Origin of the sequence: Enterobacter sp. JBIWA008, from assembly GCF_019968765.1 — a bacterium.
Taxonomy (GTDB): Bacteria; Pseudomonadota; Gammaproteobacteria; order Enterobacterales; family Enterobacteriaceae; genus Enterobacter.
In genome coordinates this window covers 4479361-4502840 of the sequence record NZ_CP074149.1, presented here as the reverse complement: position 1 = coordinate 4502840, position 23480 = coordinate 4479361, and the positions used below count along the sequence as shown (strand labels likewise).

The window sequence follows — 23480 nt, the reverse complement described above, 5'->3', positions numbered from 1 at the left end:
CGTAAACTACAGCCGTTTTTACCAGACCGAGAAGACCATGACCGACCTGTTTTCCAGCCCAGACCATACTCTTGATGCCCAGGGCCTTCGCTGCCCGGAACCGGTAATGATGGTGCGTAAAACCGTGCGCAACATGCAGACCGGTGAAACGCTGCTGATTATTGCCGACGATCCGGCCACGACCCGCGATATTCCCGGTTTTTGTACCTTTATGGAGCATGAGCTGGTGGCACAGCAGACCGAAGCGCTGCCGTACCGGTATTTGATTCGTAAGGGGTAGGTGGACTGCCTCTGCGGCCTGATGCCCTCACCCCGACCCTCTCCCACGGGGAGAGGGAGAAACTCATCCCTTCATCCACGCCCGAATGCCGTCAAGGAACATCTGCGTCGCCATCATCACCAGAATCAGCCCCATCAGACGCTCCAGCGCGTTCACCCCTTTCTCTCCCAGCAGGCGCAGGAACAGCGACGACTGCAGCAGGATAATAAACGTCCCGCCCCAGGCGATCAGAAGGGCAATCACCAGATGGCTCATCTGATTCGGATACTGATGCGACAGCAGCATCAGCGTGGCCAGAATGGTCGGCCCGGCAACGAGGGGAATTGCCAGCGGTACGATAAACGGCTCTTCACCCGCTGGCAGGCCGCTGCTGCTGCCTTCCGCGCTCGGGAAAATCATCTTAATGGCAATCAGGAACAGAATAATCCCCCCGGAAATCGACACGGTTTCGGCGCGCAGGTTCAGGAACGCGAGAATTTTTTCACCCGCAAACAGGAAGATAAACATCACCAGCAGAGCGATGAGCAGCTCGCGGATCATGATCGCCCGGCGGCGCTTCGGCTCGGTGTGCTTGAGCACCGACATGAAGATCGGCAGGTTGCCCAGCGGATCCATTATCAGAATCAATAAAACCGCTGCGGAAATGATTTCACTCATGTAAATGATCCCTGAAATTCTCTATGGTTATTATGATAATTAGCTGTATTTCTGATTGCCGGGCAATCATCGATTAATTTCGCTTGCGACTTTGGCAGCATTTTGTAATGTGAAGCATATCCCAGTTCAATACTGGCTTGCACAAACAGCACACACCCTCAGCAGGAAAAAAATGCTATGAAAAACGTTGGTTTTATCGGCTGGCGCGGTATGGTCGGCTCTGTACTCATGCAACGCATGGTTGAAGAGCGCGATTTCGACGCTATCCGCCCGGTCTTCTTCTCCACTTCCCAGCTCGGCCAGGCTGCTCCGTCCTTTGGTGGTACCACAGGCACGTTGCAGGATGCTTACGATCTGGAAGCGCTGAAGGCACTCGACATTATTGTGACGTGCCAGGGCGGCGATTATACCAACGAAATCTATCCAAAGCTGCGTGAAAGCGGCTGGCAGGGCTACTGGATTGACGCGGCCTCTTCCCTGCGTATGAAAGACGATGCCATCATCATTCTTGACCCGGTCAACCAGGGCGTGATCACCGACGGCCTGAACAACGGCGTGAAAACCTTTGTCGGCGGTAACTGCACCGTCAGCCTGATGCTGATGTCCCTCGGCGGCCTGTTCGCCCAGGATCTGGTGGAGTGGGTCTCCGTGGCGACCTATCAGGCCGCATCCGGCGGCGGCGCGCGTCACATGCGCGAGCTGCTGACCCAGATGGGCCAGCTGCACCAGAGCGTCGCGACCGAGCTGGCAAACCCGGCATCCGCTATTCTGGATATCGAGCGTAAAGTGACCCAGCTGACCCGCAGCGGCGAGCTGCCGGTGGATAACTTCGGCGTACCGCTGGCCGGTGGCCTGATCCCGTGGATCGACAAACAGCTGGATAACGGCCAGACCCGCGAAGAGTGGAAGGGCCAGGCCGAAACCAACAAAATCCTTAACACCGCGAACACCATTCCGGTTGACGGTCTGTGCGTGCGTATCGGCGCGCTGCGCTGCCACAGCCAGGCCTTCACCATTAAACTGAAAAAAGATGTGTCTATTCCGACCGTGGAAGAGCTGCTGGCCGCGCACAATCCGTGGGCGAAAGTGGTGCCAAACGATCGCGATATCACCATGCGCGAGCTGACTCCGGCTGCCGTTACCGGCACGCTGACCACGCCGGTTGGCCGTCTGCGCAAGCTGAACATGGGGCCGGAGTATCTCTCCGCGTTCACCGTCGGCGACCAGCTCCTGTGGGGCGCAGCCGAGCCGCTGCGCCGCATGCTGCGGCAGCTGGCGTAATAATTTGTTAACGACCGGGGGTGATTTTCACCCCCTTTTTTTTGCGTACTACATGGAGTAACACGCGTATGTCTTATTTTTTATCAGGAGTCATCTAGAGCGTTGGCTATGCTTTAAGGAAGAGTCATTTCTTACCTGAGGTTCGAACGGAGCAGAATGGATGCACATTTTTGTGCTGTCCCGTTCAGGTCACATTAAAAGTCGTCCCGGAGCGCTTAAAAAGGACGACATAAAAAACAGGATGAATACCATGTCCGATCGTGTGGATAGAGACGTGATTAATGCGCTTATTGCGGGTCATTTTGCTGACCCCTTTTCTGTGCTTGGGATGCATCAAACTGAGGATGGCCTTGAAGTTAGGGCACTGTTACCGGATGCCACAGAAGTCTGGGTGATTGAACCCAAAACCGGCCGCAAGGTTGGTAATCTTGAATGCCTCGATTCCCGTGGCTTCTTCTCGGGCGTAATGCCCCGTCGTAAAAACCCTTTTCGCTATCAACTCGCCGTTCTCTGGCACGGTCAGCAAAACCTGATTGACGATCCTTACAGCTTTGGCCCTCTGCTGAAAGAGATGGACGCCTGGCTGCTCTCCGAAGGAACGCATCTTCGCCCTTATGAAACGCTGGGTGCCCATGCCGATACCATGGACGGCATTACCGGCACGCGGTTCTCCGTGTGGGCGCCTAACGCCCAGCGCGTCTCCGTTGTTGGCCAGTTCAACTACTGGGACGGTCGCCGCCACCCGATGCGCCTGCGCCGGGAAACCGGCATCTGGGAGCTGTTTATCCCCGGAGCGCACCCCGGGCAGCTTTATAAATTTGAGATGATCGACGCCCACGGCAAGCTGCGCATTAAAGCCGATCCGTATGCCTTCGAAGCGCAGATGCGCCCGGATACCGCGTCGCTGATTTGCGGCCTGCCGGAGAAGGTCGTCCAGACGGAGGAGCGTAAACAGGCCAACCGTTTTGACGCGCCCATCTCCGTCTATGAGGTACACCTTGGCTCCTGGCGTCGCCACACCGATAACAACTTCTGGCTGAGCTACCGTGAGCTGGCCGACCAGCTGGTGCCGTATGCCAAATGGATGGGCTTTACCCATCTTGAGCTGCTGCCGGTCAACGAGCATCCGTTCGACGGCAGCTGGGGCTATCAGCCCACCGGGCTGTATGCGCCCACGCGCCGCTTCGGCACGCGCGATGACTTCCGCTATTTCATTGATGCCGCGCACGCCGCCGGGCTGAACGTCATCCTCGACTGGGTGCCGGGCCATTTCCCGTCGGATGATTTTGCGTTGGCAGAGTTTGACGGCACGAAGCTGTACGAGCACAGCGACCCGCGCGAAGGCTATCACCAGGACTGGAATACGCTGATCTACAACTACGGTCGCCGTGAGGTCTCGAACTACCTCGTCGGGAATGCCCTGTACTGGATCGAGCGGTTTGGTATTGATGCCCTGCGCGTCGATGCGGTGGCGTCGATGATCTACCGTGACTACAGCCGCAAAGAGGGCGAGTGGATCCCGAACGAGTTTGGCGGCCGTGAAAACCTGGAAGCGATTGAATTCCTGCGCAATACCAACCGTATCATCGGCGAACAGGTGGACGGTGCCGTAACCATGGCGGAAGAGTCGACCGACTTTGCGGGCGTCTCCCGTCCGCCGTCATCAGGTGGTCTGGGGTTCTGGTATAAGTGGAACCTGGGCTGGATGCACGACACGCTCGACTACATGAAGCTGGATCCGGTTCATCGTAAGTACCATCACGATAAGCTGACGTTCGGGATGCTCTACAACTACACCGAAAACTTCATGCTGCCGCTGTCGCACGATGAAGTGGTGCACGGCAAAAAATCCATTCTCGACCGCATGCCGGGCGACGCGTGGCAGAAGTTTGCCAACCTGCGCGCCTACTACGGCTGGATGTTTGCCTTCCCGGGCAAAAAACTGCTGTTTATGGGCAATGAGTTCGCCCAGGGACGCGAGTGGAACCACGACGCCAGCCTTGACTGGCACCTGCTGGAAGGCGGCGACAACTGGCACCACGGGGTGCAGCGTCTGGTGCGAGATCTCAACCTGACCTACCGCCACCACAAAGCGCTGCACGAGCTCGACTTCGATCCGTACGGCTTTGAGTGGCTGGTGGTGGATGACCACGAGCGCTCGGTGTTTGTCTTTGTGCGTCGTGATAAAGCGGGAAACGAGATCATCGTCGCCAGCAACTTCACGCCGGTGCCGCGCCAGCACTACCGCTTCGGCATTAACCAGCCGGGCAAATGGCGCGAAATTCTGAATACCGACTCCATGCACTACCACGGCAGCAACGCCGGTAACGGCGGGCTGGTACAGAGCGACGCCATCGAAAGCCACGGGCGACCAAACTCCCTGAGCCTGACGCTGCCGCCGCTTGGCACCATCTGGCTGATGCGGGAGGGCGAATGACGCAGCTTACGGCAGGTAAATCCGAACCGCTCGGGGCGCGTTTTGACGGAAAGGGTGTCAATTTCACTCTTTTTTCCGCTCACGCTGAGCGGATAGAACTGTGCGTGTTTGATGGAGAAGGTAACGAGCACCGTTACGATTTACCCGCGCGCACGGGGGATACCTGGCACGGCTACCTGGCCGGAGGACGGCCCGGCATGCACTATGGCTTTCGCGTTCACGGCCCGTGGGAGCCCGCGCAGGGGCACTGGTTTAACCCGGCGAAGCTGCTAATTGACCCGTGCGCGCACCGCGTGGACGGCGAATTTAAAGATGACCCGCTCTTCCACGTGGGCTACGGCGAGCCCGACCACCGCGACAGCGCGTCCGTCGCGCCAAAAAGCGTGGTGGTGAACGATCTTTATGACTGGGAAGATGACGCTCCGCCGTACACGCCGTGGGGCAATACCGTCATTTATGAAGCCCACGTTAAAGGGCTGACGTACCTGCACCCGTCGATCCCCAAAGAGATGCGCGGCACCTATAAGGCGCTCGGGCATCCCACCATGATTGCCTACCTGAAACACCTCGGTATCACCGCTCTGGAACTGCTCCCCGTCGCTCATTTTGCCAGCGAACCGCGCCTGCAGCGGCTCGGGCTGAGCAACTACTGGGGCTATAACCCGCTGGCCATGTTTGCGCTTGAACCGCGCTATGCCGTCCATCCGGAAAAGGCGCGAGACGAGTTCCGCGATGCGGTGAAGGCGCTCCACGCGGCGGGCATTGAGGTCATTCTGGACGTGGTGCTGAACCACAGCGCTGAAAGCGATCTCGACGGCCCGACGCTCTCCATGCGCGGAATTGATAACCGTAGCTATTATTGGATCAGGCAGGATGGCGATTATGAGAACTGGACCGGCTGCGGTAACACGCTCAACCTCAGCCATCCGGCGGTCACGCATTTTGCTTATGAATGCCTGAAATACTGGGTTGAGACGTTCCACGTCGACGGCTTTCGTTTCGACCTGGCGCCCGTGATGGGGCGCACGCCGGCATTCAGCCAGCAGGCGCCGCTGTTTGAGGCGATAAAAAACTGTCCGGTGCTCTCGCAGGTGAAGCTCATTGCCGAGCCGTGGGACATCGGTGAAGGCGGTTATCAGGTCGGGAATTTCCCGCCGCTGTTTGCCGAGTGGAACGACCACTACCGCGATGCCGCACGCCGCTTCTGGCTGGAACGGAATCTCTCGCTGGGGGAATTTGCCGGGCGCTTTGCCGCTTCAAGCGATCTCTTTAAGCGCGACGGCAAACGCCCGTCGGCCACCGTTAATCTGTTGACGGCGCACGATGGTTTTACGCTCAGGGACTGCGTTTGTTTCAATCAGAAACACAATGAGGCAAACGGCGAAGAGAATCGCGATGGGACTAACAATAACCATAGCTTTAACCATGGTATAGAAGGGTTAGGCGGAAGCCTTGACGTTATCGAGCGGCGACGCGCCAGCGTTCATGCGCTGCTGACCACGCTTTTATTGTCGCAGGGCACGCCGATGCTGCTGGCGGGCGATGAGCACGGTCACAGCCAGCACGGCAACAACAACGCCTATTGCCAGGATAACACGTTAACCTGGCTCGACTGGGGCGAAGCCAACAGCGGGCTGATTCATTTTACCGCCGCGCTGATCCATCTTCGCCAGCAGATCCCCGCGCTGACCGCTGACCGCTGGTGGGAAGAGGGTGACGGCAACGTTCGCTGGTTAAATCAAGACGCGCAACCGTTAAGCGCGCAAGAGTGGCAACACGGCGTACCACGCCTGCAAATCCTGCTGTCGGATAAGTGGCTGGTGACGCTGAACGCGACGGATGACGTCGCAGAGATTGTTTTACCTGACGGGGAGTGGCGCGCCGTTCCCCCCTTTGCCGGAGCGGATAATCCGGTAGTAATGGCTGTCTGGCACGGGCCTGCGCACGGAGTGTGCGTATTCCAAAGATGATAAAAAAGGAGTTAGTCATGGTTAGATTAGAGAAGAACGATCCCTTAATGTTGGCACGCCAGCTACCATTAAAAACGGTTGCCCTGATACTTGCGGGCGGGCGTGGTACCCGTCTGAAAGATTTGACCATCAAGCGCGCCAAACCGGCTGTTCACTTTGGTGGTAAGTTCCGCATCATCGACTTTGCGCTCTCCAACTGCCTGAACTCGGGCATTCGCCGCATTGGCGTCATTACGCAGTATCAGTCGCACACGCTGGTTCAGCATATTCAGCGCGGCTGGTCATTCTTCAGCGAAGAGATGAACGAGTTTGTCGATCTCCTGCCTGCCCAGCAGCGCGTTCACGGCGAGAACTGGTACCGCGGAACGGCGGATGCGGTGACGCAAAACCTCGACATCATTCGTCGCTACAGCGCGGAATACATCGTGATCCTCGCCGGGGACCATATCTACAAGCAAGATTACTCCCACATGCTCATCGACCACGTCGAAAAAGGGGCGCGCTGCACCGTAGCGTGTCTGCCCGTGCCCGTAGCTGAAGCGACGGCGTTTGGCGTGATGCACGTGGATGCCGACGACAAAATTATCGACTTCGTTGAAAAACCGGCGAACCCGCCAACCATGCCGGGTGATGACACCAAATCGCTCGCCAGCATGGGGATTTATGTCTTTGATGCAGATTATCTTTATGAGCTGCTGGAAGACGACGACAAAGACGAAAACTCCAGCCACGACTTCGGTAAAGACATCATTCCGAAAATCACGAAAGCTGGCATGGCGTATGCACATCCTTTCCCGCTGTCCTGCGTGCAGTCCGATCCCAATGCGGAACCTTACTGGCGCGATGTGGGAACCCTGGAAGCGTACTGGAAAGCCAACCTCGACCTGGCGTCGGTCACGCCTGAGCTGGATATGTACGACCAGAACTGGCCGATTCGTACCCATATGGAATCGCTGCCGCCGGCCAAATTCGTGCAGGACCGCTCCGGCAGCCACGGTATGACGCTGAACTCTCTGGTGTCTGGCGGGTGCATTATCTCCGGTTCAGTAGTGGTGCAGTCGGTGCTGTTCCCGCGCGTGCGGATAAATTCATTCTGTAATATCGATTCGGCAGTCTTACTGCCGGATGTCTGGGTAGGGCGCTCGTGTCGTCTGCGTCGTTGCGTGATCGACCGTGCCTGCGTCATCCCTGAAGGGATGGTTATTGGGGAGAATGCGGAAGAAGACGCGCGTCGTTTCTACCGTTCGGAAGAGGGGATCGTGTTAGTCACACGGGAAATGTTGCGGAAGCTGCAGATCAAACAGGAGCGATGATGCAGGTTTTACACGTATGTTCTGAGATGTTCCCGTTGTTAAAAACGGGCGGTCTGGCAGATGTTCTGGGTGCATTACCGGCAGCGCAAATCGCCGGAGGCGTGGATACCCGAGTCCTGCTGCCCGCCTTTCCGGATATCCGGCGTGGTATTCCCGATGCAAAAGTGGTGACCCGCCGTGAGACCTTCGCCGGACGCATCACCCTGCTGTTTGGACATTACAATGGCGTAGGGATTTACCTGATCGACGCGCCGCACTTATACGATCGACCGGGCAGCCCGTATCACGATACGAACCTGTTCGCTTATACCGATAACGTGCTGCGCTTTGCGCTGCTCGGCTGGGTCGGGGCAGAAATGGCGACGGGGCTGGATCCGTTCTGGCGCCCGGATGTGGTGCACGCGCACGACTGGCACGCCGGGCTTGCCCCGGCGTATCTCGCGGCGCGCGGCCATCCGGCCAAATCGGTCTTTACCGTGCACAACCTGGCGTATCAGGGGATGTACTATGCCCATCACATGAGTGAAATCGATCTGCCATTATCGTTCTATAACATGCACGGGCTGGAATTTAACGGGCAGATCTCGTTCCTGAAAGCCGGGCTGTACTACGCCGATCACATCACGGCGGTGAGCCCAACCTACGCGCGTGAGATCACCCAGCCGGAGTTTGGCTACGGCATGGAAGGTTTGCTGCAACAGCGCCATCGCGAAGGCCGCCTGTCGGGCATTCTGAACGGCGTGGATGAACAGATCTGGAGCCCGGAAACCGATCTCCTGCTGGCGGCGCGCTATGGCCGTGATTCCGTGGAAGAAAAAGCGGAAAACAAACGCCAGCTGCAGATTGCGATGGGCCTGAAGGTTAACGACAAGGTGCCGCTGTTCGCGGTGGTCAGCCGCCTGACCAGCCAGAAAGGGCTGGATCTGGTGCTGGAGGCGCTGCCAGGTTTACTGGAGCAGGGCGGACAGCTGGCCCTGCTCGGCGCGGGCGACCCGGTGCTGCAGGAAGGTTTTCTTGCCGCAGCGGCGGAACATCCGGGTCAGGTGGGCGTGCAGATTGGCTACCACGAGGCGTTCTCGCACCGCATCATGGGCGGCGCGGACGTCATCCTGGTGCCGAGCCGTTTCGAACCCTGCGGCCTGACGCAGCTTTACGGCCTGAAATACGGCACGCTGCCGCTGGTACGCCGCACGGGCGGACTGGCGGATACCGTATCCGATAGCTCTCTGGAAAACCTGGCGGACGGTATCGCCAGCGGGTTTGTCTTTGAGGACAGTAATGCCTGGTCGCTGCTTCGGGCGATTCGGCGTGCTTTCGTCTTGTGGTCCCGTCCATCGCTCTGGCGTTACGTTCAGCGTCAGGCGATGTCCATGGACTTTAGCTGGCATGTCGCGGCGCAGTCATACCGCGATCTCTATCAACGCTTGATGTAACGAGGCGAAGTTACTGATATGAACGCTCCATTTAGCTACTCTTCACCCACGCTCAGCGTTGAGGCGTTAAAGCACTCAATCGCCTACAAGCTGATGTTCACCATCGGGAAAGATCCGGTTATAGCCAATAAGCACGAGTGGCTGAACGCCACCCTGTTTGCGGTGCGTGACCGCTTAGTTGAACGCTGGCTGCGCTCAAACCGTGCCCAGCTCTCTCAGGAAACGCGTCAGGTTTACTACCTGTCGATGGAATTTTTGATTGGCCGCACGCTTTCCAATGCGCTGTTGTCGCTCGGTATTTATGACGACGTCAAAACCGCCCTGGAAGAGATGGGGTTAGATTTAGAAGAACTGATCGACGAAGAGAACGACCCGGGCCTCGGCAACGGCGGTCTGGGGCGTCTCGCCGCCTGCTTCCTCGACTCGCTGGCGACGCTGGCGCTGCCTGGTCGCGGGTACGGTATCCGCTACGACTACGGTATGTTCAAACAGAACATCGTCGACGGGCGCCAGAAAGAGTCGCCGGACTACTGGCTGGAGTACGGCAATCCCTGGGAGTTCAAGCGTCACAATACGCGCTACAAGGTGCGCTTTGGCGGGCGTATCCAGCAGGAGGGCAAAAAATCCCGCTGGGTAGAAACGGAAGAGATCCTGGCCGTGGCCTACGACCAGATTATCCCCGGCTATGACACCGATGCCACCAACACGCTGCGCCTGTGGAGTGCCCAGGCCAGTAGCGAAATTAACCTCGGTAAATTCAACCAGGGTGACTACTTTGCGGCAGTGGAAGACAAAAACCACTCCGAGAACGTGTCCCGCGTGCTGTACCCGGATGACTCGACCTACTCCGGCCGCGAGCTGCGACTGCGCCAGGAGTATTTCCTCGTCTCCTCGACGATTCAGGATATCCTCAGCCGCCACCATCAGCTCCACAGAACCTACGCCAATCTGGCGGAGAAAACCGCGATTCACCTCAATGACACCCACCCGGTGCTATCCATTCCGGAACTGATGCGCCTGCTCATCGACGAGCATAAGTTCAGCTGGGACGATGCCTTCGAGGTGACCTGTCAGGTATTCTCGTACACCAACCACACGCTGATGAGCGAAGCGCTGGAGACCTGGCCGGTGGATATGCTGGGCAAGATCCTGCCGCGCCATCTGCAGATTATCTTTGAGATTAACGACTACTTCCTCAAGACGCTGCAGGAGCAGTACCCGAACGATACCGGGCTGCTGAGCCGGGCGTCCATCATTGATGAATCGAACGGTCGCCGCGTGCGCATGGCCTGGCTGGCGGTGGTCATCAGCCATAAGGTCAACGGCGTATCTGAGCTGCACTCAAACCTGATGGTGCAGTCGCTGTTTGCAGACTTCGCGAAGATCTTCCCGACGCGCTTCTGCAACGTGACCAACGGCGTCACGCCGCGCCGCTGGCTGGCGCTGGCCAACCAGCCGCTCTCTGAGGTGCTGGACGAGAATATCGGCCGCACCTGGCGTACCGATTTAAGCCAGCTGAGCGAGCTGGAACAGCATATTGATTTCCCGACGGTGAACAAAGCCGTGCGCGAAGCCAAGCTGCTGAACAAAAAACGGCTGGCGGTCTGGCTGGCGCTGCACCTCAACGTGGTGGCAAACCCGAAAGCGCTGTTCGACGTGCAGATTAAACGAATCCATGAATACAAGCGTCAGCTGATGAACGTGCTGCACGTTATCACCCATTACAACCGCATCAAGGCCGATCCAACGGCCGACTGGGTGCCGCGCGTGAAGATCTTCGCCGGTAAGGCGGCTTCTGCCTACTACATGGCGAAGCACATCATTCATCTCATCAACGATGTGGCGAAGGTGGTCAACCAGGATCCGGACATTGGCGACAAGCTGAAGGTGGTGTTCATTCCGAACTACAGCGTAAGCCTGGCGCAGCTGATCATCCCGGCGGCGGATCTCTCTGAGCAGATTTCCACTGCGGGGACGGAGGCATCCGGCACCAGTAACATGAAGTTTGCCCTTAACGGCGCGCTGACCATCGGCACGCTGGACGGGGCGAACGTCGAGATGCTGGAGCACGTGGGCGAAGAAAATATCTTTATCTTCGGTAATACGACGGAAGAGGTGGAGGCGCTGCGCAGGGAAGGCTACTCGCCGCGTCAATATTACGAAGAGGATGAAGAGTTACGTCAGGTGCTGACGCAGATCGCGACCGGCGTGTTTAGCCCTGACGAACCGAGCCGCTACCGCGATCTGGTGGACTCGCTGATTAACTTTGGCGATCACTACCAGGTGCTGGCGGATTATCGCAGCTACGTGGACTGTCAGGATAAGGTGGATGAACTCTATCGTCAGCAGGAGAAGTGGACCAGTGTTGCGATGCATAACATCGCCAATATGGGGTATTTCTCGTCTGACAGGACCATCAAGGAGTATGCCGACACGATCTGGCATATTGATCCGGTGAGGTTGTAAAAGCAAAACGGCAACCTCGGTTGCCGTTTTAGTGTTTGTTCCCTCTCCCTGTGGGAGAGGGTGAGGGCATCAGCCGCACCGATCGCATCAAGACGCTAGCGACAGCTCACGCTTCCCCGAATTTTGCAGTAACCACTGCGCCACGCGTGACTGCTGTTCGGCGTTGAGCCACATCCCTTCTTTGGTACGACGCCAGATAGCATCGTCCAGACGACGAACCCACTCGTGTTCAACCAGGTAGCGCAGCTCGGCTTCGTACAGCTCGTGGCCGAAATGCTCGCCCAGATCCGCAATCTCCTTTGCATCGCCCAGGAACAGCTCGGTATTGCTGCCGTAGGTGCGGGCATAGTGGCGCGCCATCCCTTCGGTAATGAACGGGAAGCGACGGCGCAGCTTCGCGGCGTAATCATCGCGGTTGTCGCCGATATCACCGCCGGGCAGTACCGCGCCTTTGGTCCATGCCGGGCCAATGCCTTTATAGTACGGCGCCAGTTTTTCCAGCGCGTGCTCGGCCAGCTTGCGGTAGGTGGTCAGCTTGCCGCCAAACACGGAAAGCAGCGGCGCCTGACCGTCAACGTCGTGAATATCGAGCGTATAGTCGCGGGTAATCGCCTGCGGCGAGTCAGACTCGTCATCGCACAGCGGACGCACGCCGGAGTAGGTCCAGACCACGTCATCGCGTGACAGTTGTTTCCTGAAGTGGGCGTTATAGACTTTGAGCAGGTAGTTCACTTCGCTCTCGTCGATCTCGACGTTCTTCGGATCGCCTTTGTACTCCACGTCGGTGGTACCGATGATCGAGAATTCGTCCATCCACGGAATCACAAACACGATGCGCTTGTCTTCGTTCTGCAGGATGTAGGCCTGCTTCTGCGTATGCACGCGCGGCACCACAATGTGGCTGCCCTTGATCAGGCGAATGCCGTACGGCGAAGGCAGATGCATGCCGTCGTCGAAGAACTGCTTCACCCACGGGCCGGTAGCGTTCACCAGGCCGCGCGCTTTCCAGCTGAATTTCTCGCCGGTATCGATGTCTTCCGCTTCCACAATCCACAGGCCGTTTTCACGACGGGCAGAGGTTGCGCGGGTACGGGTTTTCACCTCACCACCTTTTTTCTCAACCATCTGGGCATTCGCCAGCACCAGACGTGCATCGTCCACCCAGCAGTCGGAATATTCGAAACCGCGCACGATTTCAGGCTTAAGGACCGATTCTGAGCCAAAACGCAAACCCTTCGAACCCGGCAGGCTGGTGCGTTTACCCAGATGATCGTACATAAACAGACCAATTCGGATCATCCACGCCGGACGCAGATGCGGGCGATGGGGCAGGCGGAAGCGCATCGGAATCGCCAGATGCGGTGCCATTTTCAGCAGCACTTCACGTTCGGCCAGTGCTTCACTGACCAGGCGGAATTCGTAGTGTTCCAGGTAGCGCAGGCCACCGTGAATCAGTTTGGAGCTGGCGGACGACGTCGCGCAGGCGAGATCGTTAGCTTCCAGCATCAGTACGGATAAACTGCGTCCTGCGGCGTCGACCGCAATACCGGCACCGTTGATGCCACCGCCTATCACAATCAGATCTTTGGTTTCCATAACACCCTCATGCACTTTCGTTAAAGCTCAGAAATGTTCGATATCGCTCATAATAGCAAAGGAACGCGCTTTTGGTAACATCAAAAAAACAATTTAGAGTGATATGGATAACATAATGGCGTTTACCCGCCGCCAGGACGTACACTACGGGGTAAAATAGTGCCGTTGACCAATGTAAAGAGAACACCATGGATCAGTTTGAATGTATTAACGTAGAAGAAGCCCACCAGAAGATGCACCAGGGAAAAGCGGTGCTGGTGGACATCCGCGATCCGCAGAGTTTTGCGATGGGCCATACGCCGGGCGCGTTCCATCTCACCAACGACACGCTGGGCGCGTTTATGCGCGATAACGACTTCGACACGCCGGTGATGGTCATGTGCTATCACGGCAACAGCAGCAAAGGCGCGGCGCAGTATCTGCTTCAGCAGGGTTACGACGCGGTTTACAGCGTCGACGGCGGTTTTGATGCCTGGCATCGTCATTTCCCGGCAGAAGTGGAATACGCTTTTGAGCGCTGATCCCGCTATACTGTCCCCTTTTGTGTGGAAATAAGCGACCGCTGCCCATGTTGATGATCACCTCTTTTACCAACCCGCGCGTCGCCCAGGCGTTTGTCGACTATATGGCGACGCAGGGCGTTATTCTGACTATTCAGCAACATACGCAGACCGACGTCTGGCTGGCCGATGAAAGCCAGGCCGGGCGGGTAAACGAGGAGCTGGCGCGTTTTCTTGAGAACCCTGGCGACCCGCGCTATCTGGCGGCCAGCTGGCAGTCAGGCCAGACCGACAGCGGATTGCACTACAGCCGTTTTCCCTTCCTTGCCACTATCCGGGAACGCGCGGGCCCGTTTACGCTGCTGCTGATGGCGGCCTGCATTATTGTCTTCATTATCATGAACGTGGTCGGCGATCAGAGCGTTATGATTGCCCTGGCGTGGCCCTATGACCCGTCTCTTGAGCTTGACGTCTGGCGCTACTTTACCCACGCGCTGATGCACTTCTCGGTGATGCATATCCTCTTTAACCTGCTCTGGTGGTGGTATCTCGGCGGTGCTGTTGAAAAGCGTCTGGGCAGCGGCAAGCTGATCGTTATCACCCTTATCAGCGCCCTGCTGAGCGGCTATGTTCAGCACAAGTTCAGCGGGCCGTGGTTCGGCGGGCTGTCGGGCGTCGTGTATGCACTGATGGGCTATGTCTGGCTCCGCGGGGAGCGCGATCCGGAGAGCGGCATCTATCTGCAACGCGGATTAATAACCTTTGCGTTAATATGGCTAATTGCCGGATGGTTTGATCTGTTTGGTATGTCTATCGCCAACGGTGCACACGTCGCCGGGCTGGCCGTGGGGCTGGCGATGGCGTTTGCCGACACGCTCCATGCGCGAAAACGAACATAATTCTCAGGGATAATTGATGAAACAAACACAACGTCATGACGCCATTATCGAACTGGTAAAAAAACAGGGATACGTCAGCACCGAAGAGCTGGTGGAGCAGTTTGCCGTCAGCCCACAAACCATCCGTCGTGACCTGAACGACCTGGCCGATCAGAACCGCATTCTTCGCCACCACGGCGGCGCGGCGCTGCCGTCCAGTTCGGTCAACACCTCCTGGCATGACCGTAAAGCCACGCAGACGGCAGAGAAAGAGCGCATTGCCCGCAAGGTCGCCAGCCAGATCCCGAACGGGGCGACGCTGTTTATTGATATCGGCACCACGCCGGAAGCGGTCGCCCATGCGCTGCTGGATCACGAGAACCTGCGCGTGGTCACCAACAACCTGAACGTGGCCAATACCCTGATGCAGAAAGACGATTTCCGCATCATCCTCGCGGGCGGTGAACTGCGCAGCCGCGACGGTGGGATTATCGGCGAAGCGACCCTCGATTTTATCTCTCAGTTCCGCCTCGACTTTGGCATTCTCGGGATCAGCGGCATCGACAGCGACGGCTCGCTGCTGGAGTTTGATTATCACGAGGTGCGCACCAAGCGCGCGATTATTGAAAACTCACGCCACGTGATGCTGGTGGTGGACCATTCGAAGTTTGGCCGTAACGCGATGGTGAACATGGGCAGCATCAGCATGGTGGATGCGGTCTATACCGACGTGATGCCGCCGGCGGGCGTGATGCAGGTGATTAAGGATAATAATTTGCAGTTAGAGTTGTGTTGAAAAGCCTTTCTCCCTCTCCCTGTGGGAGAGGGCCGGGGTGAGGGCATCAGGCCGCACCAAACCTAAACACCATAACCCATCATCTTCAACAGCTGCTGCGCATGCTGCACCGCATCCTGACGATGCGCCACACCCAGCTTCTGATACAGATTTCGGATATGCGTTTTGATAGTGGTTGCTGCCACCGCAAGCTCACCGGCGATCTGCTCGTTGCTGTAGCCGGAATAAATCAGCCCCAGAACCTGCCATTCGCGCTGCGTGAGTGGGCTGGTGCGGATAAGCTCCGGTACTTCCGGGTGGTTCAGCAGACGTTCAACAAAGTTCTCATCAAAATGCGCGAACTTGTGCCGATGATGCTGGTTAATCTCGCGCAGGATGCGCTGGGCGCGATGCTGATCCAGCTCCGGCAGCGTGTTGAGCTGAATAAGCTGACGCAGCTGCTGCGCCATCACTTCACCTTCAATCACAAAGTGGCTGATAAAGCCGGTGCGGTTAGCCAGCTGCAGCGCTTCCAGCAGCACGCGCTGGGCATCGTTTTTACGACCCGCCTGCCAGTAAAGCTGGTTCAGCAGCAGCAGGTTGCGGTTCAGGTCGCTCATCAGACGCAGGCTGCGCGCGTTCTCGTTCAGCTCTTCCAGCACAATCTCTGCGGGCTCTAATTCACCGAGCAGGATCTGCGCGCGGGCAATGTTGCGCCACTGGCTCTGCAGGAAGTGATTATTAGCAAATTCCGGTTTTGGCGTCTGACGCAGCCAGTTGGCGGCGGATTTTTTATCGCCGGTCATCTGCCAGTAAATCACCCGGACCTTATCGGCGTTAGAGACCCAGTCGCTATGATACTGACCGTTGCCGAGCAGGTTCTCCAGGCGGTTAAGATGGTTGCGGGCGTTATCGAGATCGCCGCGTGCCAGCGAGCACTGCACCAGCAGCGCCAGACACTGCAGCTGCTGCTGAGGCTGGAAGCTGGAAAGGACATCCACACCCTGGCGGGCGCAGCTTTCCGCTTCATCCAGACGCGACCATGCCCACAGCAGCTGAGCGCGAATACGCAACAGGAACTCGTGCATCGGCAGCTGTTCCAGATGCTGTTCACGAATCAGCTGGAACGCTTTTTCCTGGTTTTCCCAGGCGGCCTGCAGGAACCCCTGTGCGAATAAAATCTCGCTCTGCTGGATCAGGCTCCACAGCGCGTAATGCCAGACATCATGACGACGCGCCATCTGTTCGGTTTGTTGCATCAATGAAAGCGAACGCGTAAGGTCGCCTTTGCAGTGCAGCACTTCGCCGTGCACCGAGGTCGCCACGATGCGGCTGTAGAAGTTAGCCAGCGGCAGTTCATCCAGCGCGACCATCGCCAGCCGTTCAGCTTCGTCCGGGTCGCCGTCGTTAATGGCCACCTGAGCGCGCAGCGCGTTAAATTCGCCGTGCAGGGTGGTATCCATCTCGCTTTCCATCTCCTGCTCGGCGCGCGCCAGCAGGGTGTTAACTTCGCTGTAGCGATGCTGGCTCTGCATCAGCCAGGCCTGCAGCAGCACCAGACGCGGGTTCTCCAGCAGGCTTTCCCACGGCAGCGCTTTTAACGACTCTTCCAGCAGCGTCAGTTCGCTGTGGTTAAACAGGCCCCACGCATGATTGAGAAGGATATCGCGCAGCATGCTGGCATCACCGGCGGCCAGCGCGTGGTGGATGGCCTCGCTCGGAAAGCCCTGTGCCATCCAGCTTTCGGCAGCGGCGCGGTGAATTTCCGGTAGTTCAACCGCCAGTTCCCACTGGCAGCGCTGGCGAAGGAAGCTGCCAAACAGCGGATGATAGCTAAACCACTCGCCGGGATCGTCCATGCGCGTCAGGAAAAGGCCCTGACGTTCAATCTCTTCGAGCTGTAGCTGGCCGTTTTCACAGCCCGTCACCCGCACGATGAGCGCATCGTTCATGGAACGCAGCAGAGAGCTTTTCAGCAGGAAATTACGCGTCGAGGGATCGACGCTATCCAGCACCTCATCCACCAGGTAGTCAGAAAGGTGGCTGGCGTTAATGCCTGCCAGACGCCGCGCGGACTGATGCGCCGGACTGTTGTTTTGCCGGGCAGAGAGGGCGATAAGCTGCAGCGCCGTGGCCCAGCCGGCAACGTCATCACACAGACGGCTGCTTTCGGCGGCCTCAATCGGTGACGTCAGGCGGCAGTCAAAGAACTGTTTCGCTTCCTGGTGGGTAAAGGCCAACTGCTGGCTGCCCACTTCCAGAAGCTGATCGCGCACGCGCAGGTTGGCAATACCCAGCTGCGGCAGGTTGCGTGACAACACGACTAAGGTCAGGTTTTCCGGCTGATGGCGCAGGAAGAAACGCATCGATTCATGAATCACCGGGTTAGTGATGAGATGATAATCATCAATCACCACGTAAAGCGGGCGATGCCATTCGGCCAGTTCGATAAACAGCTGAGAGAAAAGGGAGGACAGGCTGGCGTACTGGCGCTTTTGCACCATCACCTCACTGGCGACGCAGTGTCCATGGGTTGCTTGCTGTATGGCGGCAATCAGATAGCTGGCAAAACGCTCTTGCTGGTTATCACCCTCATCAAGGGAGTACCAGCCGAGATCGCTCTTACCCGCGGCCCATTGCGAAATGAGCGTTGTTTTTCCATAACCTGCAGGGCTCGTAACCAGCGCCAGTCGGAAATTATGCGCGCCGGAAAGTTTAGCCAACAGACGCTCGCGGACCACTGTATGGTCAAGGCGAACCGGGCGACTTAATTTAGACGGAATCAACATAGGTTTCACTTCACTGTGGGGAACGAGAGATTTTATTTTTTTTGCGCTTCGTAATTAATACGATATAAGGTCGGCCAGAAAGAGAACTATTGCAAGTTATGTCTGGATTTGGTGGCTCTGAATTTGCACTCTGTCACAAAACATTCAGACAGATGATGGAACTTTCTGAAAAGGGCTTCAGCGCCGCGTCAATGCTGGCTTGTATGCTTCTGTTGCGGCTGCGCTGAAACTGGTTTCAGAAAGGTATGGTGACGTCAAAATTAATAAATTATGGGTAAAGTTGAGTGGGGGTAATAATCTCGTTAGATTTGACCCAATTACAAAATTATTATTCTACGTAAGTAATCATTTCAGAACGGATTAATTTCACCCGAAACTGCATTTCATTTCTTTGACATTCTCCCCGGTTACTTTTTTATCTTCCGGGCACACTCGAACTATGCTCTGAGAGTGGCCTCGATCACACTTTTATGCTCATCCCCGCTACTCCTCCCTGTCTAATCCCCCACAGGAGGAGGAAGAGGGGAAATGAGCCAGGCACACTAGCGCCAACTTGTGTTTTCTTTCTAAAGGATGCCGATCCCCTATGTCACAGCCTACCTTCAACAAAGCTCAATTCCAGGCTGCCCTGACGCGTCAGTGGCAGCGTTTTGGCCTTCATGCTGCAAACGAAATGACGCCTCACCAGTGGTGGCAGGCAGTGAGCGGTGCGCTCGCAGAACAGCTGGATGCTCAGCCTTTGGCAAAGCCGGTGAAGAACCAGCGCCATGTAAACTACATTTCAATGGAATTCCTGATTGGCCGTCTGACGGGCAACAACCTGTTGAACCTCGGCTGGTATCAGGACGTCGGTGACGTCCTCAAAGAACACGACATTAACCTGACCGACCTGCTGGAAGAAGAGATTGACCCGGCGCTGGGCAACGGCGGCCTGGGACGTCTGGCGGCCTGTTTCCTGGACTCCATGGCGACCGTCGGCCAGTCGGCGATTGGCTACGGTCTGAACTACCAGTACGGCCTGTTCCGTCAGTCGTTTGCCGATGGTCATCAGATGGAAGCGCCGGATGACTGGCATCGCAATACTTATCCGTGGTTCCGCCACAACGCGCAGCTGGACGTGCAGGTTGGCATTGGCGGAAAAGTCACAAAGCAGGGGCTCTGGGAACCGGCGTTCACCATTACCGGTGAAGCCTGGGATCTGCCGGTGCTCGGCTACCGTAACGGCGTGGCGCAGCCGCTGCGTCTGTGGCAGGCGAAGCACGCGCATCCGTTTAACCTGACCAAATTTAACGACGGCGATTTCCTGCGCGCCGAGCAGCAGGGCATCGACGCCGAGAAGCTGACCAAAGTCCTCTACCCGAACGACAACCACCTGGCCGGTAAAAAGCTGCGCCTGATGCAGCAGTACTTCCAGTGCGCCTGCTCCGTGGCGGATATTCTGCGTCGCCATCACCTGGCGGGCCGCAAGCTGGCGCAGCTGCCGGACTTCGAGGTGATTCAGCTCAACGACACGCACCCGACGATTGCGATCCCGGAACTGCTGCGCGTGCTGATCGACGAGCATCAGCTGGGCTGGGATGACGCCTGGGCCATCACCAGCCGTACCTTTGCCTACACCAACCACACTCTGATGCCAGAAGCGCTCGAGTGCTGGGATGAGAAGCTGGTGAAAACGCTCCTGCCGCGCCACATGCAGATCATCAACAAGATTAACGACCAGTTTAAAACCCTGGTGGATAAAACCTGGCCGGGCAACAAAGCGGTCTGGGCGAAGCTGGCGGTGGTTCACGATAAGCAGGTGCGCATGGCGAACATGTGCGTGGTCAGCGGCTTTGCGGTGAACGGCGTGGCGGCGCTTCACTCGGATCTGGTAGTCAAAGATCTCTTCCCGGAATACCACCAGCTGTGGCCGACCAAATTCCACAACGTGACCAACGGCATTACGCCGCGTCGCTGGATCAAGCAGTGCAACCCGCTGCTTGCCGGCCTGCTGGACAAGACCCTGAAGAAAGAGTGGGCCAACGATCTGGACCAGCTCATCAACCTGGAAAAATACGCTGACGACGCGAAGTTCCGCGAGCAGTACCGGGCGATCAAGCTGGAGAACAAGGTTCGCCTGGCGGAGTTCGTGAAAATGCGTACCGGGATTGAGATCAACCCGAATGCCATTTTCGATATCCAGATCAAGCGTCTGCACGAGTACAAACGTCAGCACCTGAACCTGCTGCACATTCTGGCGCTGTACAAAGAGATCCGCGAGAACCCGCAGGCCGACCGCGTGCCGCGCGTGTTCCTGTTCGGTGCGAAAGCGGCACCGGGCTACTATCTGGCGAAAAACATTATTCTCGCCATCAATAAAGTGGCGGCGGCGATCAACAGCGATCCGAAAGTGGGCGACAAGCTGAAGGTGGTGTTCCTGCCGGACTACTGCGTCTCGGCGGCTGAAATGTTAATCCCGGCGGCGGATATTTCCGAGCAGATCTCGACGGCAGGGAAAGAGGCGTCCGGTACCGGCAACATGAAGCTGGCGCTGAACGGCGCGCTGACCGTCGGTACGCTCGACGGGGCAAACGTCGAAATCGCCGAGAAGGTGGGTGAAGAGAACATCTTTATCTTTGGCCATACCGTGGAAGAGGTGAAAGCCATCAAGGCCAAAGGCTATGACCCGGTGAAATGGCGTAAGAAAGACAAAGTGCTCGATGCGGTGCTGAAGGAGCTGGAAAGCGGTAAATACAGCGACGGCGACAAGCATGCGTTTGACCAGATGCTGCACAGCATGGACAAACACGGCGGTGACCCGTATCTGGTGATGGCGGACTTTACGGCCTACGTTGAAGCGCAAAAGCAGGTCGACGTGCTGTATCGCGACCAGGAAGCCTGGACCCGCGCGTGCATTCTGAACACCGCCCGCTGCGGTATGTTCAGCTCTGACCGTTCAATCCGTGATTATCAGGCCCGTATCTGGCAGGCAAAACGCTAAGGAAGCGCGATGGAGAGTAAACGTCTGGACAGCGCCGCGCAGGCGGCGGGAATCAGCCTCAGTTACATTAATGCTCACGGCAAACCGCAGTCTATTGGCGCCGACACCAAAAGACGTTTGCTGGATGCCATGCACAAAACCGACGCGAAAGCGTCGGTTGCGCCGGTGCCGAACGTGAAGGTATTCACCGCAGGCAAAAAGATGCCGCTGGCGGTGGAGGGGCGCGGCGAGTTTAGCTGGCTGCTGACCACCGAAGAGGGGCATCAGCACAAAGGCCACGCCACCGGCGGCAAAACGTTAAACCTTCCGGCGAAGCTGCCGGAGGGGTATCACACCCTAACGCTCACCCAGGATGACCAGCGCTTCCACTGCCGGGTAATCGTCGCGCCAAAACGCTGCTACGAGCCACAGGCGCTGCTTGAAGGTAAAAAGCTGTGGGGCGCCTGCGTGCAGCTCTACACCCTGCGCTCCGACAGCAACTGGGGCATCGGTGATTTTGGCGATCTGAAAAAGATGCTGGTGGATGTGGGCGAGCGCGGCGGCGCGTTTATTGGCCTCAACCCGATCCACGCGCTCTATCCGGCCAACCCGGAGAGCGCCAGCCCGTATAGCCCGTCTTCCCGCCGCTGGCTGAACGTGATTTATATCGACGTTAACGCGTTAGATGACTTCAAAAACAGCAAAGAGGCGCAGGCGTGGTGGAAACTCAGTACCACGCAGCAGGCTCTCAAGCAGGCGCGCGACGCAGACTGGGTGGACTATTCCACCGTCACGGCGCTGAAAATGGCCGCGCTGCGTCTGGCGTGGAAAGGCTTTTCACAGCGCGATGACGAGCAGATGGCAGCTTTCCGCCAGTTTGTGACGCTGGAGGGTGAGAGCCTGTACTGGCAGGCGGCGTTTGATGCGCTGCACGCATATCAGGTGAAAGAGGATGAAATGCGCTGGGGCTGGCCGGTCTGGCCGGAAGCGTATCAGTCCGTCGACACGCCTGAAGTCAAAGCGTTCTGTAAAAATCATGCCGACGAGGTGGACTTCTACCTGTGGCTGCAGTGGCTGGCGTACAGCCAGTTTGCCGCCTGCTGGCAGGTGAGCCAGGGCTATAAGATGCCGATCGGCCTGTATCGCGATCTGGCCGTCGGCGTGGCGGAAGGCGGCGCGGAAACCTGGTGCGACCGTGAGCTTTACTGTCTGAAAGCCTCCGTCGGCGCGCCGCCGGATATTCTCGGCCCGCTTGGTCAGAACTGGGGATTACCGCCGATGGATCCGCACGTCATGGCGGCGCGCGCCTACGAGCCGTTTATCGACCTGCTGCGCGCTAACATGCAGAACTGCGGGGCGCTGCGTATCGACCACGTGATGTCCGTGCTGCGTCTGTGGTGGATCCCGTACGGTGAAACGGCCGATCACGGGGCGTACGTGCAGTATCCGGTTGACGATCTGCTGTCGATCCTTGCGCTGGAGAGTAAACGCCATCAGTGCATGGTGATCGGTGAAGATCTCGGTACCGTGCCGGTAGAAATTGTCAGCAAGCTCCGCGACAGCGGCGTCTACTCCTATAAAGTGCTCTATTTTGAAAACGACCATGAGAAAACCTTCCGCGCGCCGAAAGCGTACCCTGAACAGTCAATGGCAGTCGCGACGACGCATGACCTTCCTACGCTTCGTGGCTATTGGGAAAGCGGCGATCTGACGCTCGGCAAAACGCTGGGCCTGTATCCTGATGAAGAGGTTTTGCGCGGCCTGTATCAGGATCGCGAGCTCTCCAAACAGGGGCTGCTGGATGCGCTGCACAAGCAGGGCTGTCTGCCGAAACGTGCCGGACATAAGGCGTCATTGATGTCGATGACCGCTACCCTCAATCGCGGTTTGCAGCGCTATATTGCCGACAGCAACAGCGCCCTGCTGGGCCTGCAGCCGGAAGACTGGATTGATATGGCGGAGCCGGTGAACATCCCGGGGACCAGCTATCAGTACAAGAACTGGCGTCGCAAGTTGTCCACAACCCTTGAGAAGATGTTTGCCGATGATGGGGTGAACAAGCTGATTAAGGATTTGGATAAGCGTAGAAGGGCGGTAGTGAAGAAGAAATAAAAAAGAACCCGCCTGTTGGCGGGTTCTTTTTTTA

Annotated in this window: 15 protein-coding genes; 12 read left to right on the top strand and 3 right to left on the bottom strand. The window is 57.4% G+C overall.

From position 1 onward, the window contains the following. Window positions 1–37 precede the first annotated feature (37 nt). Window positions 38–280 (top strand): sulfurtransferase TusA, encoded by a 243-nt coding sequence (tusA, locus tag KGP24_RS21890; protein ID WP_008503071.1) that lies wholly within the window; start codon window positions 38–40, stop codon window positions 278–280. A gap of 63 nt (window positions 281–343) precedes the next feature. Here the strand turns inward: tusA and yhgN are convergent, their stop codons facing one another. Continuing rightward, a complete protein-coding gene (gene yhgN / locus KGP24_RS21885) occupies window positions 344–937 on the bottom strand; it encodes an NAAT family transporter YhgN (RefSeq protein ID WP_003861574.1) in 594 nt (197 codons plus the stop codon). A gap of 177 nt (window positions 938–1114) precedes the next feature. On the opposite strand from yhgN, the gene asd reads away from it, so the two are divergent. The 6 genes from asd (at window position 1115) to glgP (ending at window position 11837) form a co-directional block, all read left to right on the top strand. Next, window positions 1115–2218, top strand: coding sequence for an aspartate-semialdehyde dehydrogenase (gene asd, locus KGP24_RS21880; RefSeq protein ID WP_024908885.1), 1104 nt, complete (start codon window positions 1115–1117; stop codon window positions 2216–2218). A 250-nt stretch (window positions 2219–2468) separates the two neighbouring features. Beyond that, entirely contained in the window at window positions 2469–4655 is a 2187-nt protein-coding gene (glgB, locus tag KGP24_RS21875) for a 1,4-alpha-glucan branching enzyme (protein WP_223561774.1), read from the top strand. Beyond that, window positions 4652–6625, top strand: coding sequence for a glycogen debranching protein GlgX (gene glgX / locus KGP24_RS21870; protein WP_223561773.1), 1974 nt, complete (start codon window positions 4652–4654; stop codon window positions 6623–6625). The genes glgB and glgX overlap by 4 nt, the downstream gene beginning before the upstream one ends. Before the next feature lie 17 nt (window positions 6626–6642). Beyond that, window positions 6643–7938, top strand: a complete 1296-nt coding sequence (gene glgC, locus KGP24_RS21865; protein WP_023309510.1) for a glucose-1-phosphate adenylyltransferase — start codon at window positions 6643–6645, stop codon at window positions 7936–7938. Continuing rightward, the gene (gene glgA / locus KGP24_RS21860) at window positions 7938–9371 is read left to right on the top strand and encodes a glycogen synthase GlgA (protein ID WP_194401400.1); all 1434 of its coding nucleotides are present in this window, start codon (window positions 7938–7940) and stop codon (window positions 9369–9371) included. Before glgC ends, glgA begins: the two co-directional genes overlap by 1 nt. A gap of 18 nt (window positions 9372–9389) precedes the next feature. Continuing rightward, window positions 9390–11837, top strand: coding sequence for a glycogen phosphorylase (gene glgP, locus KGP24_RS21855; RefSeq protein WP_223561772.1), 2448 nt, complete (start codon window positions 9390–9392; stop codon window positions 11835–11837). A gap of 87 nt (window positions 11838–11924) precedes the next feature. On the opposite strand, the gene glpD is transcribed toward glgP, so the two are convergent. Further along, window positions 11925–13433: a glycerol-3-phosphate dehydrogenase gene (glpD, locus tag KGP24_RS21850; protein ID WP_223561771.1), complete on the bottom strand. Its 1509-nt coding sequence runs from the start codon at window positions 13431–13433 to the stop codon at window positions 11925–11927. A gap of 188 nt (window positions 13434–13621) precedes the next feature. On the opposite strand from glpD, the gene glpE reads away from it, so the two are divergent. From glpE to KGP24_RS21835, 3 genes are read left to right on the top strand one after another with little or no spacing between them, the layout of a single operon-like run. Next, window positions 13622–13954: a thiosulfate sulfurtransferase GlpE gene (gene glpE / locus KGP24_RS21845; protein WP_008503062.1), complete on the top strand. Its 333-nt coding sequence runs from the start codon at window positions 13622–13624 to the stop codon at window positions 13952–13954. Window positions 13955–14001: 47 nt separating this feature from the next. Beyond that, entirely contained in the window at window positions 14002–14832 is an 831-nt protein-coding gene (gene glpG / locus KGP24_RS21840; RefSeq protein ID WP_194401403.1) for a rhomboid family intramembrane serine protease GlpG, read from the top strand. A gap of 16 nt (window positions 14833–14848) precedes the next feature. Further along, window positions 14849–15607, top strand: coding sequence for a DeoR/GlpR family transcriptional regulator (locus tag KGP24_RS21835; RefSeq protein WP_008503060.1), 759 nt, complete (start codon window positions 14849–14851; stop codon window positions 15605–15607). Between the two features lie 62 nt (window positions 15608–15669). Here the strand turns inward: KGP24_RS21835 and malT are convergent, their stop codons facing one another. After that, the gene (gene malT, locus KGP24_RS21830) at window positions 15670–18375 is read right to left on the bottom strand and encodes an HTH-type transcriptional regulator MalT (protein ID WP_029742188.1); all 2706 of its coding nucleotides are present in this window, start codon (window positions 18373–18375) and stop codon (window positions 15670–15672) included. A gap of 586 nt (window positions 18376–18961) precedes the next feature. Between malT and malP the strand changes: the two genes are divergently transcribed. Both malP and malQ read left to right on the top strand, forming a co-directional pair. After that, window positions 18962–21355, top strand: coding sequence for a maltodextrin phosphorylase (gene malP / locus KGP24_RS21825; protein ID WP_223561770.1), 2394 nt, complete (start codon window positions 18962–18964; stop codon window positions 21353–21355). A gap of 9 nt (window positions 21356–21364) precedes the next feature. After that, complete coding sequence (gene malQ / locus KGP24_RS21820; RefSeq protein ID WP_223561769.1) at window positions 21365–23446, top strand: 4-alpha-glucanotransferase; 2082 nt, start codon at window positions 21365–21367, stop codon at window positions 23444–23446. Window positions 23447–23480: the final 34 nt, after the last annotated feature.